This is a genomic window from Flavobacterium sp. (assembly GCF_044357305.1).
Classification (GTDB): domain Bacteria; phylum Bacteroidota; class Bacteroidia; order Flavobacteriales; family Flavobacteriaceae; genus Flavobacterium.
The window spans coordinates 52959-75591 of the sequence record NZ_JBIKPS010000014.1; the positions used below are offsets into that span (position 1 = coordinate 52959).

Consider the following 22633-nt stretch of genomic DNA (forward strand, 5'->3'; position numbering starts at 1 on the left):
AACCTATCACTATTTGTACCTCTTTTGTTTTGAGGATATATAGCTGCAAATAGGTTTCTATCTTTCTAAAAAGAAAGATTTCTTTTTAATGCGTGCAAAAGTAGTAAATAAAGTGCAAACTATTCACGATAACATTAGATAATATATCAGCAAAAATTATATTAGAGAAGCATTCGTTAACATTACGGACTGTATAAACATAAATACTTAGTGCTAAAAAAAATCCGTTAGGACTTTTTAATCACAAATGGAACAATACTAACTATCCATTTGTGATTTTTTTGAAAAAAAAACTTTATTAATTTGACTGTAGCCTTTAATATTTTTTTTATAATTTTAAAAACACCACTTTATCTGTGGATTTTTTAGAATTAACTTAATAAGTTTGTTGCTAAATAAATTATCTTCAATAAAAGGTAACTTTTTAATAATGTGTAATCCGTACTTTACGAATGAATTAGCTATAATATTGTGAATTTTGAGCTTATAATTTTTTCAAGAATCACTATTTGAATTGCACAAATTGTAAATAGTATTTTTTAGTTGAAAAATGGATACATTTGTATTAATAGTATTGTTAAAGTATAACCTTCTTGTACCAACTTGCACCAAATAAGTGTAATTATTTTGGTTTACTTTGCATGTTAATTTAGATTGCCCCTTTTGTTTATGGTAAAGGACGAAATTAAAAAAATAATTTACTATTGATAGTATATTTTTCGTGAGAAAAACGTCTATTAATCGTTTTAAAATGAGATTGCCCTAATATTAAATCTTTGCCCCCAAAGAATATAATAAACCTACATTATGAGAAATAGTTACAAATTTCTATTGTTATCTTTTATTTTTTGTACTAATTTACTTTTGGCTAATACCCAAAACGAAAGGACTACTATAAAGCCCTTAGTTACCAGCTCTTCGAAGATTGCGGTAATTCCTGTAATAAACGTTACTGCATCATTAACCACTTTTAATGCTTGTTTGGGAAGCGTTTCAGCAACGCAGACTTTTACAGTAGGTGGGACAGGATTGTCTAATAATGATATTACAATTAGTGCGCCAGCGGGTTATGAAATCTCTTTAAACGGGACTTCAGGATGGTCAACAACAACTCTAATCTTAACTCCATCTGGTGGCGGTAATGTTGCATCAACTATAATTTACATTAGGATTGCATCTTCTACAACTTCTATTACCAATGGAATTACGATTCAAATAACTTCCACAGGTGCCATAACTCAAACTATTACAGTTAATGGAAACATTAATGCTTTGCCAACAATAACAGGAAGTGATAATGTTTGTGATAATTCCTCTATTACGTTAACTGGTTCTCCTACTGCAGCAAGTTTGAATTCATGGGTATCTTCTTCACCTTCAGTAGCAACAGTAATTGCGGGAGTAGTATCAGGTGTAAGCCCAGGACAAGCGACAATAACCTATACTAATTCTAATGGTTGTGCAAAAACTAAAGATATTACAGTTAATGCATTGCCTACTATTTCAGGTCCATCTAATGTATGTGTTGGTGCAACTATTTCATTAACTGGTTCTACTACTGCGGCAAGTTCAAATGCTTGGGTATCTTCTGTTCCTGCTGTAGCAACTATAAATGCTGGAGTTGTTACAGGTGTAAGTACTGGACAAACGACAATAACCTATACTAATTCCAATGGATGTGTGAAAACTAAGGGTATTGTAGTTAATGCTTTGCCTATTGCTATAGTAACGACAACTACACCAACAACTTTTTGTGAAGGTGATTCAGTTGTTTTAACTGCAAATACAGGTACTGGTTTAACTTATGTTTGGAAAAAAGATGGGATAATTATTCCGTCAGAAACTACTTCGACTTATACAGCAACTACATCTGGTGATTATACAGTTACTATTACAAATTCAAACGGGTGTACTTCAACAAATCTCCCTTCTGCAGTAACAGTTAATCCTAGAATTGATCCAATATTGGGACCAAATGGAACTACTTCTTCAGTAACTTTTCAAAATATTTTTTACTTTACTAGATGTACTTCTGCTCCAACAGGTGTTATTAATTTAATTAACCAGACATTAAATCAAACCCAAGTAATATCTTATGCTTTGAATTGGGGAGATGGCTCTCCAATCCAAAATCTTACAATTTTTACAACAAACATAACACATCAATATAATCAAGGATTTTACACTTTAAATATTTCATTAACAACAAATCAAGGTTGTGTTTATAACAAAAATTATCAGGTTTTCGTTGGAAATACACCATCTGGATCAATAGGGAATCCAGGAAATCTATCAGGATGTACCCCAAAAACAATTACCTTTCCAATTGATAATACGGCTGGTAATACTCCTGGAACGCAATACATAATTAATTTTGGTGATGGTCAATCAATAACTTATATCCATCCCATTGTTCCTTCTTCAGTATCACATACTTATAATAATTCTTCTTGTGGAAATATACCCTCAGGTTCAGGAACTTCTCCAAATTCATTTGTAGCTACAATGACTACAACAAATCCCTGTTTCCCTCCTGCTTTTACAACAATTGGACCAATTTTGATAAATACAGCTCCCATTCCTGACTTCACAATTATACCTAGTCCTGCATGTATTAATTCACCAATTAGTATTTTAAATATTTCAGATCCAGGTTCAATTATTAATGCAAGTGGTTGTTCTACAACTCCACCCTTTTATTGGGTGATTTCGCCAGCAATAGGATGGAATGCAACTGGTTTAGGAAGTAATGGGGGAAATGCCAGTGATATTGATTACTGGAGTAATGGACTAAATAATCCTACAATTAATTTTAATATACCCGGTAATTATTCTATAACTTTATATATTGGAAACATCTGCGATATTAAAAGTATTACAAAAACAATTTGTGTTGAAGCCCCAACCGCTCCTCAATTCACATTAAACACCACAGCAGGTTGTACCCCATTAGCAGTTGCTGCTACTAATACTACCAATTTATCTAATGTTTGTAGTACATTAACTTATGCATGGGAGGTTACTTATGCAAGTGGTTATTGTGGTAGTGGTACCGCTGTTTGGAATTATACAAATAATACTACCGCAGCTTCACCAAGTCCTTCCTTTAATTTTGTTACTCCAGGAACCTATTCTATTAAAGTTACTATTTCCGGAAGCACTTGTGGAACCGTCACCTCCGCTATTCAAACTGTAATTGTTAAAAAGCCACCTACGGTTGCTATTAATGCTATATCTGATTATTGTGGTACTGCTACTGTTAGTCCTACTGCTGTGGTAAATGGTTGTTCTAATATAACATTAAATAATCCAACCTATGGTTGGAGTTTTCCTGGAGCAACCACAGTCCCTAGTGGAGCAACAAATGCTATTAGCCCAACAGGTATAGTTTATTCAATTCCAGGAACCTATACGGTTACTCTTGCTGTAACTAATGAATGTGGAACCTCAACAGATACGAAGTCTTTTACTGTAAAGCCTTTACCTACAGCTACAATATCTGGGGGTACAACTATTTGTCAAAATGCAACGGCGCCAACTATAACTTTTGTAGCGACTTCCAATTCGGCTGTTGCGCCCTATACCACAACGCCTCCTTATATATTTACTTATAATATTAACTCAGCAATTCCTAATCTAACAGTAACTGCAGCTTCTACTAATACCGCTACAGTTTCAGCTCCTACGGCTACCGCAGGAACTTTTATTTATAATTTAGTAAGTGTTCAATATAGTACTTTGCCAGCTTGTTCCCAACCGCAAACAGGCTCTGCTACAGTTATAGTAAACCCAACAGGACAAGTTAATCAGCCTACAGATGTTGTTTATTGTACCGCCAATACAACGGTTGCAATACCATTTAGTACTTCTAATACAATTGGAACCACCACTTATGCTTGGACTAATTCAGCTCCAAGTATTGGCTTAGGAGCAAGTGGTACCGGGACTATTCCTTCCTTTGCCGCAACTAACACATGGACCGCTCCTGTAGTAGCCACCATTACAGTTACACCAACTTTTACCTTTGGAAGCGTAAGCTGTCCTGGACCTGCAAAAACATTTACGATTACAGTTAATCCATTAGGGCAAGTTACCCAGCCTGCAGATGTTGTGTATTGTAATGCTAATACAACTGTAGCAATACCATTTGCAACTACCAATACAATAGGAACCACCACTTATGCTTGGACTAATTCAGCTCCAAGTATTGGACTGGGAGCAAGTGGTACGGGCTCTATTCCTTCTTTTAACGCAACTAATACAGGAACTGCCCCTTTAATAGCAACCATAACAGTTACACCAACTTTTATTAATGGGAGTGTAAGTTGTGCGGGACTTGCAAAAACATTTACAATTAAGGTTAACCCAACAGGACAAGTTAATCAGCCTACAGATGTTGTTTATTGCACTGCCAATACAACAACAGCAATTTCTTTTGCAACTACCAATACAGTAGGAACAACGACTTATGCTTGGACTAATTCAGCTCCAAGTACTGGATTAGGAGCAAGTGGTACCGGCACTATTCCTTCCTTTACCGCAACTAATACAGGAACCGCCCCTTTAGTAGCAACCATAACAGTTACACCTACTTTTACTAATGGAAGTGTTAGTTGTGCAGGTGTTGCAAAAACACTTACGATAACGGTTAATCCAACTGGACAAGTTACTCAGCCTGCAGATGTTGTGTATTGTAATGCTAATACAACCGTAGCAATACCATTTGCAACTACCAATACAGTAGGAACCACCACTTATGCTTGGAATAATTCTGCTCCAAGTATTGGCTTATCAGCAGGAGGTATAGGGTCTATTCCTTCATTTACCGCTACTAATACTGGTACTGCTCCTGTAATAGCAACCATAACAGTTACACCAACTTTTACCAATGGAAGTGTAAGTTGTGCAGGTGTTGCAAAAACATTTACATTTACGGTTAACCCAACAGGACAAGTTACCCAGCCTACAAATGTTGTATATTGTAATGCTAATACAACTGTAGCAATACCATTTGCAACTACCAATACAGTAGGAACCACCACTTATGCTTGGACTAATTCAGCTCCAAGTATTGGTTTAGGAGCAAGTGGTACCGGCACTATTCCTTCCTTTAATGCAACCAATACAGGGACCGCTCCCATAGTAGCGACCATAACAGTTACACCAATTTTTACCAATGGAAGTGTTGGTTGTACAGGTGCTGCAAAAACGTTTACAATTATAGTTAATCCAACTGGACAAGTTACCCAGCCTGCAGATGTTGTGTATTGTAATGCTAATACAACCGTTGCAATACCATTTTTAACTACTAATACAGTAGGAACCACCACTTATGCTTGGACTAATTCAGCTCCAAGTATTGGTTTAGGAGCAAGTGGGACCGGCACTATTTCTTCCTTTAACGCAACTAATACAGGGACTGCTCCTATAATAGCAACTATAACAGTTATACCAACTTTTACTAATGGAAGTGTTAGTTGTGCAGGTGTTGCAAAAACATTTACGATAACAGTTAATCCAATACCAACTGTAAATGCACAGCCTACAGCTTTACAAACGGTTTGTTTCGGCGCAACAGTTTCTGATTACACGGTTTCTTTCTCCAATGGATACGGAACTCCAACTTACCAATGGTATACCAATTTTACAGGTTCTACAAGCGTTGGAACAGCAGTTGGAACCAATAGCGCTTCTTATTCGCCTCCAACTTTTAATACAGCCGGCGATTACTTTTATTATGCAGTGATTACCTTCTCGGGATCAGGATGTGGAAACATAACTAGTACAATAGCTAAAGTTCATGTGGTAGCAGATCCAACAGTAACAATTATACCAAGTACTCAAACAATTTGTCAAAACACCACCTCTCAGAACCTAAATGTAGTTGTTTCAGCAGGAGAGGGAATATCACATTATCAATGGTATAAAGTAGGAACCCCAGCTTTGGCAGTAGGAACAGACAGTCCTAACTTTACACCACCAACAAATATTGTAGAAACAGCAAGTTATTATTGTGTTATAACTCAAACAGGTCTTGGATGTTCTGTCACGAGTTCAACGGTTAATGTTGAGGTAGTTGCTGCGCCTGCAGTAAGCACACAACCGTTGGCTACTCAAACAGTTTGTTTGAATGGAGCACCAACAAGTTTAACGATTGCTTTATCAAATGGAACAGGAACACCTACTTATCAGTGGTATTCCAACACCACCAATAGCACTAGTGGAAGTACTGCAATTGCAATTGCTACAGGTCTTACCTATGTGCCACCAACATCTGCTACAGGTACTTTATACTATTATTGTATTGCAACTTACACTAGTGGTGGTTGTACTACAGCTATGTCTAATATTGCTACTGTAATTGTAAATCCTATACCAACGGTAAATGCGCAACCAACTCCTTTACAAACCATTTGTATTGGTGGTTCAGTGCCTGCTTATACTGTTTCCTATTCTAATGGATATGGAACTGCAAGTTACCAATGGTATACAAATACTACAGGTTCTACAAGCGTTGGAACAGCAGTTGGCACGAATAGTTCTACTTATACGCCTCCAACTTTTAATACAGCAGGCGATTACTATTATTATGCTGTAATTACCTTATCGGGATCAGGCTGTGGAAACATAACTAGTGCAATAGCTCAAGTTCATATAGTAGCAGACCCAACAGTAACTATTACTCCAAGTACGCAAACCATTTGTCAAGGAGCCACCCCAACAAATTTAGTGGTAACTCCAACAGGTGGATTAGGTACTTTTAGCTACCAGTGGTATAATTCGACTTCTGGAACTTTATTAACGGGAGCTATTAATGCAACTTACATTCCAGATACAACTTCAGTAGGGACTATTTCTTACTACTGTGTTATTACACAAACAGGCCTTGGATGTTCTGTTACAAGTTCAACCGTTAGTGTTCAAGTAGTTGCTGCCCCCGGGTTAAGCACACAGCCTTTAGCTACACAAACGGTTTGTTTAAATGGAGCTCCAACAAGTTTAACGGTTGCTTATAATAATGGAACAGGTACGCCAACCTACCAATGGTATGTGGTAGGAACACCAAATACAACAGTTGGTATTAATAGTTCTACTTATACCCCACCAACAAATGCGGTAGGAAGTGCTAGTTATTACTGTGTCATTTCCTTTAGTTCAGGAGGTTGTAGTTCGGCTACATCCAATACAGCAATAGTAATTGTAAATCCAATACCAACGGTAAATGCACAACCGACTCCTTTACAAACCATTTGTATTAGTGGTTCAGTGCCAGCATATACAGTTTCTTATTCTAATGGATATGGAACTGCAAGTTACCAATGGTATACAAATACCACAGGTTCTACAAGCGTTGGAACAGCAGTTGGCACAAATAGTTCTACTTATACGCCTCCAACTTTTAATACAGCAGGCGATTACTATTATTATGCTGTAATTACCTTATCAGGATTAGGCTGTGGAAACATAACTAGTGCAATAGCTCAAGTTAATGTAGTAGCAGACCCAACAGTAACTATTACCCCAAGTACGCAAACCATTTGTCAAGGCACTACCCCAGCAAATTTAGTGGTAACTCCAACAGGAGGTCTAGGGACTTTTACCTATCAATGGTATAGTAATACAACTAACTCCACTTCTGGTGGTTCGATTATTTCAGGAGTAACTGCTACAAATGCATCTTATACTCCTGTTACTACTGCACTAGGAACTATATATTATTACTGTGTTGTAACTCAAACAGGTCTTGGATGTTCTGTTACGAGTTCAGCGGTTAGTGTTGAGGTAGTTGCTGCACCTATAGTAAGCACACAACCACTAGCTACTCAAACAGTTTGTTTGAATGGAGCACCAACAAGTTTAACGATTGCTTTATCGAATGGAACAGGAACACCTACTTATCAGTGGTATTCCAACACCACCAATAGCACTAGTGGAAGTGCTGCAATTGCAATTGCTACAGGTCTTGCCTATGTGCCACCAACATCTGCTACAGGTACTTTATACTATTATTGTATTGCAACTTATGCTAGTGGTGGTTGTACTACAGCTATGTCTAATATTGCTACTGTAATTGTAAATCCAATTCCAACGGTAAACGCACAACCGACTCCTTTACAAACCATTTGTATTGGTGGTTCGGTGCCAGCATATACAGTTTCTTATTCTAATGGATATGGAACTGCAAGTTACCAATGGTATACAAATACTACAGCTTCTACAAGCGTTGGAACAGCAGTTGGTTCCGATAGTTCTAATTATACGCCTTTAACTTTTAATACAGCAGGAGATTACTATTATTATGCTGTAATTACCTTATCTGGATCAGGCTGCGGAAACATAACTAGTGCAATAGCTCAAGTTCATGTAGTAGCAGACCCAACAGTTACCATCACCCCTTCAGCGCAAACTCTTTGTCAAGACACCACTTCACAGGACCTAAATGTTGTCGTTTCAGGTGGAGAGGGGACATCACATTATCAGTGGTATAAAGTAGGAACCCCTGCATTAGCAGTAGGAACAGATAGTGCTAACTTTACACCACCAACGAATGTTGTAGGTACTTTTAGTTATTACTGTGTAGTTACCCAAACGGGATCAGGATGTTCAACTACTAGCGCTACTGTTCAAGTTATTGTGGTAGCTGCGCCAGCAGTAAGCACTCAGCCGTTATCCACTCAAACGGTTTGTTTGAATGGAGCACCAACAAGTTTAACGGTTGCTTATAATAATGGAACAGGAACGCCAACCTACCAATGGTATATGGTAGGAACACCAAATACAACAGTTGGTACTAATAGTTCTACTTATACCCCACCAACAAATGCTATAGGAAGTGCTAGTTATTACTGTGTTATTTCCTTTAGTTCAGGAGGTTGTAGTTCGGCTACATCCAATACAGCAATAGTAATTGTAAATCCAATTCCAACGGTAAACGCACAACCGACTCCTTTACAAACCATTTGTATTGGTGGTTCAGTGCCTGCTTACACAGTTTCTTATTCTAATGGATATGGAACTGCAAGTTACCAATGGTACACTAATACTTCCGGTTCTACAACCATTGGAACAGCAGTTGGTTCCGATAGTTCTAATTATACGCCTTTAACTTTTAATACAGCAGGAGATTACTATTATTATGCTGTAATTACCTTATCTGGATCAGGCTGCGGAAACATAACTAGTGCAATAGCTCAAGTTCATGTAGTAGCAGACCCAACAGTTACCATCACCCCTTCAGCGCAAACTCTTTGTCAAGACACCACTTCACAGGACCTAAATGTTGTCGTTTCAGGTGGAGAGGGGACATCACATTATCAGTGGTATAAAGTAGGAACCCCTGCATTAGCAGTAGGAACAGATAGTGCTAACTTTACACCACCAACGAATGTTGTAGGTACTTTTAGTTATTACTGTGTAGTTACCCAAACGGGATCAGGATGTTCAACTACTAGCGCTACTGTTCAAGTTATTGTGGTAGCTGCGCCAGCAGTAAGCACTCAGCCGTTATCCACTCAAACGGTTTGTTTGAATGGAGCACCAACAAGTTTAACGGTTGCTTATAATAATGGAACAGGAACGCCAACCTACCAATGGTATATGGTAGGAACACCAAATACAACAGTTGGTACTAATAGTTCTACTTATACCCCACCAACAAATGCTATAGGAAGTGCTAGTTATTACTGTGTTATTTCCTTTAGTTCAGGAGGTTGTAGTTCGGCTACATCCAATACAGCAATAGTAATTGTAAATCCAATTCCAACGGTAAACGCACAACCGACTCCTTTACAAACCATTTGTATTGGTGGTTCAGTGCCTGCTTACACAGTTTCTTATTCTAATGGATATGGAACTGCAAGTTACCAATGGTACACTAATACTTCCGGTTCTACAACCATTGGAACAGCAGTTGGTTCCAATAGTTCTACTTATACGCCTCCAACTTTTAATACAGCAGGCGATTACTATTATTATGCTGTAATTACCTTATCGGGATCAGGCTGTGGAAACATAACTAGTGCAATAGCTCAAGTTCATGTAGTAGCAGATCCAACAGTTACCATCACCCCTTCAGCGCAAACTCTTTGTCAAGGAGCCACCCCAGCAAATTTAGTAGTAACTCCAACAGGTGGAGTAGGTGCTTTTAGCTACCAATGGTATAATTCGACTTCTGGAACTTTAATAACTGGTGCTATTAACCCAACTTACATTCCAGATACAACTACAGTAGGGACTATTTCTTATTACTGTGTTATTACACAAACAGGCCTTGGATGTTCTGTTACAAGTTCAACCGTTAGTGTTCAGGTAGTTGCTGCTCCGGCAGTAAACGTACAGCCTTTAGCTACTCAAACCGTTTGTTTAAATGGAGCGCCAACACCCTTGGCTATTACCTTAATCAACGGTACTGGAACTCCAACCTACCAATGGTACTCAAATGGTACTCCTAATTTTACAGGCACTGCAATTACTAGTGCCACGGGACTTACCTATGTACCGCCAACATCTGCAACTGGTACTTTATACTATTACTGTATTGCAAATTATCCTAATGGAGGATGTGGTTCCGCTATTTCTAATATTGTAGAAGTAATTGTAAATCCAATTCAAACCATAACAACTCAGCCATTAGCGACTCAAGATATTTGTGTTGGAGGCACTATAGCTGCATTAACAGTAGAATATACAGGTGGAGTAGGAACTGCAACTTACCAATGGTATAATCCGGTAGGAATTATAATTTCAGGAGCAACGACTTCTTCTTATACTCCAGCAACATTTACTTCTGCAGGAGATTATAGCTATTATGCTATGGTAACCTTATCAGGTTCTGGTTGTGGTAGTGTTTCAAGTACTACTGCATTAGTTCATGTGGTTACAGATCCAACAGTTACCATCACTCCTGCATCGCAAACCATTTGTCAAGGGACTGCCCCAACAGATTTAGTAGTGACTCCAACAGGTGGAGTAGGTACTTACAACTACCAATGGTATAGTAATACAACCTCGAATATTTCAACAGGAACAATAGTATCAGGTGCTACAAGCCCTATTTTTACGCCCCTAAATTCAGTTGTAGGAATTACATATTATTATTGTGTTATAACTCAAACTGGACTTGGATGTTCTGTTACTTCTATTGCTACTCAAGTAACTGTTGTGGCAGTTCCAACAATAAGTGTGCAACCTATTGCAACACAAATAATTTGTCAGAATGAGCCAACTACTGTTCTTAGCGTAAGTGTTATAAACGGTACAGGAATTCCAACCTACCAATGGTTTTCTAATACTATTCAAGCATTTGGAGGTACATTAATTCCATTTGCTACTAATGCGACCTATTTACCTTCTTCTGCAATTACGGGTACTACTTATTTTTATTGCGAGATTCAATATGCAAATGGCGGATGTGGTTCTTTAAGATCCAATATTTCAGAAGTTGAAATAGATTCGGTAGCATTTATCCCTAATAAAACTGCTCTGATTTGTAGTGGAGAAACATTTAATATTCTTCCATCAGGATCTGTTTTCCCAGAAATTGTTCCGCCTGGAACTCAATATATTTGGTTTGTTGATCCAATCTCTAGTCCATTAGTTACTGGAGCTTCGGATAATTTATCTCCTCCTTTTCCAAGTATTTCTCAAACTTTAAATAATAACGATACAGTTCCTCATAATGTAGTGTATCATGTAACGCCTATTACCGGAAGTTGTCAAGGAGCTCCATTTACAATTACAATAACTATAAACCCAAAAGTAATACCTAATGAGGTAATTGGAAATGTTCAATGTAATTCTTTTCCACCGCTATGTGATGGAAGCATTACATTAAATCCAACTCCTACAGGAACCGGAGTTTTTACTTATCAATGGAGTATACCAGGAACAACAACTACTCAAACAAATCTATGCCCAGGAAATTATTTTGTAAATATTACGGATTCCTATTCTTGTACTTACAATTTTCCTTACACTGTAACCGTTCCACCGGCCATGATTTCTGTACCTTCTGTAAATCCTGTAAATAACACCAACTGCGATATTCCAACTTCTTGTAATGGAATTATTCAAGTAGTAATTACCGGAGGAACACCATTTGCTTCAGCAACAAATCCATATCAATTCCAATGGTATGAAGTGAGTGGTCCTATTATTCCAATAGCAAATTCTTTAACACAAGTTAATACTAGTATTCTACAAAATTTATGCGGTGGTACTTATTTACTTGTAGTTACCGATGGTGTAAACTGTCAAAGACAATTTGGTCCCTATACCATTACCAATCCTGCTCCATTAGCTGTAACTTCAACGGTATCTAATTATAATGGCTTTGAAGTTTCTTGTAATGGAGGCAACAATGGATATATTGGAATAAATGTAACTGGTGGAATAAATTCTGGAATTAGTATTACATTAAATCCTGGTGGTGTTACACTTCCAAATCCAGCTATATTCTCTAGTTTATCTGCCGGCTCGTACACAGCTGTAATTCATGATTCTATGAACAATTGTCCTGATATCCTTAGAACTTTTGTATTAACCCAACCTGCTACTCCTGTTAGTGCCACTTTACAAGTTGTTACCCAAGCTTTATGTTTTGGAAATCAAGCAATTTATCAAGCAATTCCAAGTGGAGGCACAGGTGGTTATACTTTCCTATGGTCCAATGGAATTACAACTCCTGTAGTAAGTAATATCCCCGTTGGAGCATTCAATTGTATTATTACGGATTCTAATGGTTGTCAATTTACACTTAATGGAACAAATACTCCACCGCCATTATTAGTAGCTACTGCTACAGTAACTACTCCTATATTATGTTTTGGAGGTACTGCATCCATTTCTGTATCAGGTACTGGTGGCACACCATCCAGTAATCTCCCAGGTTATTTTGGTGATATAGGAATTCATACTGGCGTTCCTGCAGGAATGTCTCCAATATACACAATTACCGATGTTAACGGATGTCAAGCAACGGTTTCTATTCCAGTTACTGAGCCAGCTTTGTTGCAAGTAACTGCTGTTATAGCTACTCCTGTAGCTTGTTTTGGAGGTAATGCAATCGTAACCGTTAGTGCTATTGGAGGAGTGCCAAGTTATGTTGGAACAGGTATGGTCTCAGTTTCCGCCGGAATTAATTCCTTTATAGTAACCGATTCAAATGGTTGCATTAAAACAGCTCAATTAAATGTTACGCAACCAACATTGTTAGTAGCAACAGCTTCAGTAACCTCTCCTATATTGTGTAATGGAAATACCGGTGTAATAACAGTTTCGGGTAGCGGCGGAACTCCTTTTAATACCCTTCCATTATACTCCGGAACAGGACCAATTACTGTAATTGCTGGATTTGGAGGACCTTATACTATTAGTGATGCTAACGGTTGTTCTGCAATTACATCTCCTATAACTGTTACAGAGCCTTCTCAAGTAATAGCTACTGCTACAATTACCTCCCCAATTTTATGTAAAGGAGGAACGGCTGTTGTAATGGTTAGTGCAACGGGTGGTGTAGTTGGAACAGGCTATACAGGCACAGGAAATTATGTAGTTCCTGCAGGAGTATTTACTTATATTGTAAAAGATTCTAATAATTGTGTGTCTAGTGTAACAATAACTGTTTCAGAACCAACATTGTTAGTGGCGAATGCTATAATTACGGCGCCAATATTATGCCATGGAGGAACCGCCACAATATCTGTTTTTGGAACTGGTGGTACTCCTGCTTATTCTGGAAATATTGGAAATCACACTGTTGTAGCGGGCACTTATACTTACAATGTATTAGATTCTAATGGTTGTTTTGCAACTACAACTATTACTGTCACGCAGCCTGCCTTATTAACTTTTTCTATTAAGAGTGTAACGAATCCAAATTGCTACCCTATTAGATTGTATAATAATGGCTCAATCTGTATTACAATTACTGGGGGAACCGCTCCATTTCCTGTTGGATCCGGATGGGTTCAATCTGCAACTATTCCAAGTGAATGGTGTTTATCTGGATTAAGTGCAGGGTCCTATACAATTTCAGTTACCGACATCAATAATTGTATCACAGCAAGTCAAACGGTTACATTAACTAGACCAACTCCCTTAACAGCATTTACAACATCTAATGTTAATGTGAATTGTCCGATTAAAGAAGTTAGTCAAACTAATTATGTTTTTGCAAATGGAGGAGTTCCAGGTTATAGCTATAGTTGGTCAGGAGGAAATACCTGCATTCCGGTTAATCCACAATGCATGACAACATCTGTTAATGGAAATTATTCGGCATTTGTAAATGATCAAGAAGGACTTGCTTTAGGCTGTATTGCTGTTCAAGTTCCAATTATTGTGAATCTGCCAGTTATTGGAAATCCGTTGATGAGCATTTCTTCAAATTCCGGAACTATTTGCGGCAATTTTGCAGTAAACGATCCAATAACTCTAACTAATATTTCTACCGGAAATTATACAAGTTTGCAATGGTCAATAGATGGGATTCCTCTAGGAATTACAAATTCACTTATTCATAATTTCACTACTATTGGAAATCATACTATAACCCTTGTAGTTAATTATGCTATTGGAGGAGTGACTTGTACCTATAGTGTTATAGAAACAATTGCAATTACAAAAGGGTATGAAATGATAGTTCCAAACGGATTTACTCCAGGCAATCATGATGCTATTAATGATACTATTAAACCAGAATTCAATTGTATGGGAGTTGTAGAAATGCAAGTTTACGATACCTGGGGATCCTTATTGTATGCTGAATCAGGAACATCTTTAGTTGGTTGGGACGGAACAGTAAATGGGCATGAAAGTGAAAATGGAAACTATATAATTGTTGTAAAAGCAACTACATTATTTGGTGCAGAGATAAATTATAATGGACCATTTACTTTATTAAAATAATTATTATTATGAAAAATACTATAATTCTAATCGGTCTCTTGTTTTCATTCGGATACGTCAAGGCCCAAGACCCAGTATTCACCCAGTTTTTTATGATTCCGCAATCACTTAGTTCTTCCTTTGCGGGAGCTAAAGAGGTTACTAACGCAGGGATCATACATAGAACGCAATGGCCAGGAATTGATTTTAGTATCAATTCGCAATTTGCTTATATAGATAATTGGTTTGAAGAAATGAACAGTGGAGTTGGGATAAGTGTTTTAAATCACAAGGAAACTACAACAAGGTATGATTTTACACAAGTTAACTTTAATTACGCATTAAAAGTTCAAATAAATGAGGATTGGTATTTTAGGCCGAGTTTATCTCTTGGATATGGTAGCAAGAGTTTTGGATTTCAAGACTTATTGTTGGGAGATCAAATAGATATAAATAATGGAGTAATACACAATACAAGTATAGATCCCATACTATTAAATGATAAAATTAATTTCTTTGATTTTAGTACTTCCTTCCTTTTTAATAATGAAAATTCTTGGTTAGGGGTTACTCTAAAACATCTTAATCGTCCAAGTATATCTATGGCATATAGTGGAAATAATCAAATAGATTTGTTTTTATCGGTTCATTCCTCCATAGCATTTCCTTTAAATACATCGTATGGCAGATTTGAAGATGAAGACAGTATTTATTTATTGACCAATTTCATGAAGCAAGGAGAATATAGCAGATTCGACATGGGTCCTCAATATGTTAAAGGAAATTTTTCTTTTGCGGTATTAGCTGCTACAAATCCTATTCGAACAAATCCAAACAGTCATTTTTTAACTTCCATAAATTCTTATGCTGGATTTAAATACGAAGGATTCAAATTTGGCTACTCTTATGATTATAATATGAGTAAAATAGGTAAAACAGGAGGGGTTTATGAAATTTCTATTTCGTATGAATTTGATAAAAGTGATAGATGTTGGGGATGTCCTAAGTATTATTAAGGGACTAATTTTTAAGTGTTTAATTACTAGTTGAAGATATTTAAATTAAACCACTTCAATGTTTTACAAACGAAAATTTATTAAGAATAACATATAAATTGAAATCATGACAAAATTAATTTCAATTAACGCAGCACTTTTATCACTCTTATTTTTAGTTACAAGTTGTGGCAGTGAATATAAATCAGTAGATGTTTGTAGATGTTTAATAGAGCCAGGAAATTCAGACTGGAATAATGATAATAAAGATGTTTGTAGAGATGCAATTAGCAAAGAAATAGGAGTTGCAAACTGGGAAAAGGTAAGTGTGTCGGATAATGCGTCTGCAGAATCTTTTAATGCCAAAATAAAAGCTTTTAGATCGCAATTCAGTGGAGTTTAGAAATATAAATTCTTCCTTTTTAGACTAACTAATATTTATACGTAATTTTTGTCTCCCCACAGGTTTTGGGATTAATCCAATATCGAACCTCAAAAACCAATGCTTTGTTCGAATTAACTAAATGTATTTCAGTAAGTTATGATTCTGAAAAACAAAAAACCCATCCTCAAAAATGGGATGGGTCCTCTTTAGTAGACTGCTCAGGCGAAATGTCTAACAATTTGCTTTCAGATTTTGATAAATTTTTAGTTTTTTTTGGAAATAAATAAGCTCTAAATTTCTTTAGAGATTATCAGTTAAAATTAGGAGAATATTCAGGCAATTTCTCGAATAAAAGCTCAAATATTTTGATGTTTTTTTTAAGCGAAGTTAAATATAATTTCCCACCCAAACTGTAAAAAATTAATAATTAAGATGAATTTTCGAACTTAATGTACAGTCTATTTTAATAAATAAGTTAATTGATTTCTGGAGTTTTTCCCACTTGTAATGTTTCAATTATCAAGAATAACTTTTTTTCCTTTATTTTTTTATAATAGTCTTGAGGAGACATTCCTGTGATATTAATAAAACATGTGTAAAATGTCATATAGGAGTTAAATCCTACTTTGTTAGAAAGAGTTTCATAAGTGTTCGTAATTAAAAAATTAGTTTTCATCAATTGAATAGCATCTTGAATCCTAATGATTTTTTTATAGTCAATAAATGAAATATTGCTGTGGTATCTAAAAATATATATTAAATGAAATGTAGGAAAGGTTAATTTTTTAGAAAAAGTTTCTATTGTAAGTTCATAATCTCTAAAAATATCGGAATTTAATGAGATATCTTCAATTTGGACTATATATTCTTTTAAATTCGATGTCATTTTTTCTTGTATTTTAAGATCTTTAATGTTCTTAATTGTTGTGTTGTAATTTAGTTTCCAAACATTATTTAGCACAATTTTATGTTGTTTATATTCATTTATTTTTTCTTCCAATAAATCATAGCCATATAAAATTTCGGGGGTAATTAAAATTTTAAAAAACATAATTAACCATACCAAAGCGCCAATCCACAAATAGTTAAATTTGGAGGTTAAATTATAATGAAGGTTATTTAGTGTATATAGAACAATTATTCTAAGAAATAGAAAAGAGAAGCAAGTCAATAGTAAAATTGCCCAGTTTTTAATAATATTATTTTGTTTTTTAATAATATATATATCACTTTTTCGTGTCAATATATAGGAAGCTAATAATTTATATGATAAATATAAGTATGTGGCATAGTTTAGTAATAATAAAACAAATAAAATTTTAAATAAAATTTTGGGTACTGGGATAATAAAAAAGTCAATAAAAAAAGTTAGGACACAAATGAGTCCAGGAATAAAATGGAGTAGATTTTTATTCTTCCATTTTTCAAAAGCAATTAAATCATTGAAATACAGAAATAGACAAGGCATTGTTAAAAGAAATACTAATTCTAAAAAAATTAAAGAGTCATCCATATTAAATCCATTAATATAGTAAGCCCCTCCTCTTAATAAAAATCTAATTGCGCTTAAAGTAAATATAATCGTAAAATATTTATTGCTAACAATGTTTTTTTTGTGTTTAAAAAATTGAATTAACATAGTTGTTAGTCCAATAATTCCAGTAATAAAAAATAATAAAAAAATTAGCATAACTGTTTTTTAAAGTTTGAATAGAATAGACGAAAAAAATAATAGTTTTTTGGTTATAAAAAACAAGGAATTTATATAATTATTATGGAAAAAAGCCTGTAAACAAAGGCGATTCGAAACTTTGTTTATTTTTGTCAAATGTAAATAAAACTAATTCGTAATTGTGAATAATTATTAATTAAAATTAGTTTAAATGATTCGTTTGAAAACTATCATTATTAACTAATAATGTCATTTTTAATAATTATTACAATTGAAATCCAAAGTATTCAATTGATCGGATATGTGTTTTATTTATTTAATAAATCTATAGTTTTGAGTAAATAGTTTAAATCAAAATAAATTTTAATTAACCTAACATTCATTGAAAAAAATATAAATACATTCTAATAAGTAATTATGAACAACAAGTCAGTTTTAATTCTCCTTTTTTTAATTAGTTCCATTTCAAATAAAATTTTGGCTCAAGACGGTATGGATAAACCATTTTTTGATGCAAGTAATTCGAAGACGGTTTATCAACAAACAGTGGAAGATGGACCAGGTGGCCCACCTCCTGGGGAAACACCTATCGACAATTATCTTACTATTATTGCCATAATTGGACTAGCTGTAGGCTATAAAAAAATAATTAAAAAAACAAACAACTACAATAAGGCTTAACTATTTTGGCGTTTTGATGTTTAATTACAAAATGTAGTAGAGTATTACAAAATTTAAATAAAAAAACAATTGAAAACAATTAAAATTAAACAAAAAAAGAAACCACGACTATTCAAATGGATGATTTACGCTTGCTTTGTTTTAACGGTCAATTCTAGTGTAGCACAGTTTCAAAGCAATGAACCTTTGTATATTGGAGATAATGGTTATGTTTATGTAGGTTCCGATACCTATTATTTCGGTGCTGGCAGTGGACAAACAAAAACGTCAAGAACCTCTTCTATACATGGAAAACTGATTTTCTCTTCTGCTGCATCAACTCTTGGCGCATCTGATACTCATTATCTAGATGGATATGGAAGTGTGCTAACAACAGCACCTTTTATCTTTCCAGTAGGTCAGTCGGGCATTTATGCCCCTGTTACAGTAACTCCTCTAACAATAGAACCAATAGATGCTGCCTATTACAGGTCTAGTACATTAACTATTGGTACTACTTTAGATGTGACAGTTTCAACAACTTCTCCAACAGAATATTGGAATATTAAAGGTGCAAATGATGCTATTGTTTCCCTTACATGGAGAGTTAACAGTGTTTTAACTAACATTGTAACTTCTACAACAGAACTAACAATAATTGGTTATGACGGAAACAAGTGGGTAGAAATTCCATCTATGGTAGATACAACTTCTATACTAGGAGGAAATAGCTCTATCGCTTCGGGATCCATTACCACACTAGCTTCTGTAAACCTTAGTGATTATACTTATTTCTCTTTTGGTGCTAAAGGTAATTCTTGCCCTCCTCTTATTGCTTCTTCTAGTAATACAAAAACATGGAATGGCTCTTGGTCGCCTTCAGCTCCTACATTAGAAGACCCAGTAGTTATAAATGCGGACTATACTGGAAACTCGTTTGTTTGTAATTCCTTAGTATTAAATGCTGATGTTACACTAACGGATGGCGAAAATGTAGAAATTGTTAATGGTGTAACAGGTACTGGTAAATTTATAATGTCAAGTGAAGCTAGTGTAGTACAGAGAGCTACTGGAGTCAATGCTCCTAATATTGAGCTTACTAAAAAAACTCGAAGTGTAATGCATCTTTACGATTATATTTATTGGGGAACTCCTATTGCAGGTAATTTCTTTTCTCAATTAGCAGCAGCGCAAGCTAGTACTGCAACATTAGCAAATGCCTTTGACTTAAAATACAAATACACTACTGGAACTGGTGGTGGATGGCAAACTTTAACAGAAAACGAAACTGGAACAGGATATATAATGCGAATTAAATCACAAACGCCTTTTACAAATGCTATTAATTCTGATTATATTAATCTTAAATTTACTGGAGTGGCAAATAATGGGGACATCACAATTCCTATAACTAATGATTCTAATGCTCTAATTGGCCCAACTTCCCACCCTTTGGTAGCAAATCCTTATCCATCGGCTATTGATGCAGATAAATTTTTAACCAACAATACCGATATTGATGGTGTAGTTTATATATGGACAGCTGCAACTGTAAATGATGGTACTGGTCAGTTATACTCCCAAGCAGATTATATTGCTTACACTCTTGCTGGAGCTGCAATTCCAACTAACATTGCAACAGCTTTCAATGGGAAAATTGCATCAGGTCAAGGATTTAAAGTGAAAGCTTTAAACGCAACTGGAAATATTACTTTTACTAACTGTATGCGATTAGCAGGAAATAATGACCAGTTTTATAAGAATTCTTCTAATGCTACTGCTACAAACGGACAAAGAGACCGCTTCAAGTTGAACATGACTGGCAGTAATGCTGTGTTTAGTCAAATTTTAGTTGCCTATTTACCACAAGCCTCTCTTAACTACGACCGTTTGTATGATGCTGGAAGAAACTCAGAGAGTACGGCACAACTATATTCTATTTTTGAAGGAGACGGAAGAAAACTAGCCATCAATGCCCGTCCATCCTTTTTTATAACAGATGTTGTACGTTTAGGTATTTCTAAATTCAATACTACAACTGAAAATTTCACCATTAGTATTACTGAAAAAGAAGGGGTTTTCAATGGTGGTTCAGTAAATGTTTACTTACACGATATTGCTTTAGGATTGTATTTCGATTTAGCAACTGGTGATTATAATTTTTCTTCCAATACAACGTCTTTAGTAAATCGCTTTGAAATTGTATATCAAGATGGAGCTCTTGCTAACTCAGAGTTTAATACTTCTGATGTTACCGCAAATATTAATAATAATGTATTACAAATTAAAGCTACGCTAGCCATAACTAATATCGCACTATTTGATATTACAGGAAAGAAAATATATGAATCCAAAATTGAAAATGAGATAGAGTTTTCGGCACCTTTTTATCATCCAGAGGCAGTATATATTGCTAAAATTAAATTAGAAAACGGAAAAACAGCAAGTATTAAACTAATTAACAATAATTAATAAATCAAATGAAAAACAATTTTATTTTACTAATGACATTTTTGCTACTATTCCCAATAGCAATTTATTCTCAAACAGGAATAGGAACAATCTCACCAGACCCATCAGCGATATTAGATGTTTCTTCAACATCTAAAGGGTTTTTATTGCCAAGGCACACTACGGTAACAAGAGATGCAATAATTTCTCCTGCCATAGGATTAATGGTATTCAATATAACCAATAATGAATTGCAAACCAATACAGGAACACCAACTTCACCTGTTTGGACCGCTTCAGGTATAGGAGCAACTGGCCCTCAAGGGTCTGCGGGCTCTGATGCAACTGTAACGGCTTCGAATGGTTTAACCATTAGTTCTGGAGATGTTAAATTAGGTGGTACTCTATCCTCTTCTACATCAATTAACCAAGACAATAACGATTTTACGCTAACAACAGGTGCTGCTCGTACAATAATTAATGGTAATTTTCAAACCAAAGGTTTATTGTACGCAAAAGTACCTAGAGTTCATCCAGTAGCAAGTTCTATAACTTGGCAAACAGATGATGTAATAATTTTATTACAGTCTGGTCATAGTGGAAGTATTGTTTTCCCTTCTGCGTCTAATAACCCAAACCGATTAATTGGAATTAATAACAGGTCTGGATCTAATAGAATTATAACTAATACCTCAGGAGGTGACACAGGTATATATTTGAATGAATCTTTAACAGGAATAAATTCCGCATCAGGTGTTTCATGGTTTGTTTCAGATGGTATTTCTTGGAGATTGTACGCTGGAAGACCATAACTTTACTATAATAATTCAATTATGAAATTTACTTTAAAAAATATTTTTTTTATTTCAATATTTATATCTTGTTGTCATTCTAATGCACAAGTTAATACAAATCAAAATGCTATCAATGCAATTAGTGGTGAAAATGCATTTATTGATGCATCAACTAATTTTAATGATCCTAATGCTATAGGTAAAGGTCTTGTTTTTCCAAGAGCAGATTTAACAACATGGGAATTCATAACCGATACTCTAGACGGAATAATGCTTCCCACGGCTTTTGATGGAATGATTGTATATAATTCGACTACAGGTACTACGGTTTCTGGTCAAGGCCAAGTGGTTAATGTAGTACCAGGATTTTACTATTTTTCTAATCCTAATGCTTCTAATGACATAACATCTGGACAATGGGTTAAAATGAGTTCAGATAGTTCGTCAAATGGTATTTTATCAGGAATCATAACCCCTACAGATACTATTGGAAGTAACGGAGATTTTTATATAAATACATTAACTAATACTATCTATGGTCCTAAAGCATTAGGGGCATGGCCTTCATCTGGAACTTCAATTATTGGAGCAACTGGTGCAACAGGAGTCCAAGGTATCCAAGGTATCCAAGGTTTAACAGGAACTACGGGTGCTGCGGGAGCGACCGGTGCTGCAGGAACTAATGGAACTGCTGTTTTAAACGGAACATCAAATCCAGAAATTACAACGGGAAGCAATGGTGATTTTTATATTAATACAATAACTAATACTATCTATGGCCCTAAAGTAT

At 35.3% G+C, this 22633-nt stretch carries 8 protein-coding genes and 1 pseudogene; 8 read left to right on the plus strand and 1 reads right to left on the minus strand.

All coding sequences use genetic code 11. From position 1 onward, the window contains the following. Positions 1-807 precede the first annotated feature (807 nt). From ACIQ2J_RS09955 to ACIQ2J_RS09970, 4 genes are all read left to right on the plus strand, one after another. Positions 808-14907 carry a PKD-like domain-containing protein gene (locus tag ACIQ2J_RS09955; RefSeq protein WP_396169224.1) on the plus strand — a complete coding sequence of 4700 codons (14100 nt, stop codon included), beginning with the start codon at positions 808-810 and terminating at the stop codon, positions 14905-14907. An 8-nt stretch (positions 14908-14915) separates the two neighbouring features. Continuing rightward, positions 14916-15902 carry a PorP/SprF family type IX secretion system membrane protein gene (locus ACIQ2J_RS09960; protein WP_396169226.1) on the plus strand — a complete coding sequence of 329 codons (987 nt, stop codon included), beginning with the start codon at positions 14916-14918 and terminating at the stop codon, positions 15900-15902. Between the two features lie 106 nt (positions 15903-16008). Then, a complete protein-coding gene (locus tag ACIQ2J_RS09965; RefSeq protein ID WP_396169228.1) occupies positions 16009-16284 on the plus strand; it encodes a hypothetical protein in 276 nt (91 codons plus the stop codon). 104 nt (positions 16285-16388) lie between these two features. After that, entirely contained in the window at positions 16389-16553 is a 165-nt protein-coding gene (locus tag ACIQ2J_RS09970) for a hypothetical protein (protein ID WP_396169230.1), read from the plus strand. Positions 16554-16741: 188 nt separating this feature from the next. Here the strand turns inward: ACIQ2J_RS09970 and ACIQ2J_RS09975 are convergent, their stop codons facing one another. After that, positions 16742-17956 carry a helix-turn-helix domain-containing protein gene (locus tag ACIQ2J_RS09975; protein WP_396169232.1) on the minus strand — a complete coding sequence of 405 codons (1215 nt, stop codon included), beginning with the start codon at positions 17954-17956 and terminating at the stop codon, positions 16742-16744. A 399-nt stretch (positions 17957-18355) separates the two neighbouring features. Between ACIQ2J_RS09975 and ACIQ2J_RS09980 the strand changes: the two genes are divergently transcribed. From ACIQ2J_RS09980 to ACIQ2J_RS09995, 4 genes and pseudogenes are all read left to right on the plus strand, one after another. Further along, the gene (locus tag ACIQ2J_RS09980; protein ID WP_396169234.1) at positions 18356-18619 is read left to right on the plus strand and encodes a hypothetical protein; all 264 of its coding nucleotides are present in this window, start codon (positions 18356-18358) and stop codon (positions 18617-18619) included. A 69-nt stretch (positions 18620-18688) separates the two neighbouring features. Continuing rightward, complete coding sequence (locus ACIQ2J_RS09985) at positions 18689-21070, plus strand: hypothetical protein (RefSeq protein ID WP_396169236.1); 2382 nt, start codon at positions 18689-18691, stop codon at positions 21068-21070. Between the two features lie 8 nt (positions 21071-21078). Beyond that, complete coding sequence (locus ACIQ2J_RS09990; RefSeq protein WP_396169238.1) at positions 21079-21861, plus strand: hypothetical protein; 783 nt, start codon at positions 21079-21081, stop codon at positions 21859-21861. 21 nt (positions 21862-21882) lie between these two features. Beyond that, a pseudogene (locus ACIQ2J_RS09995) lies at positions 21883-22633 on the plus strand (hypothetical protein); the annotation flags it as partial.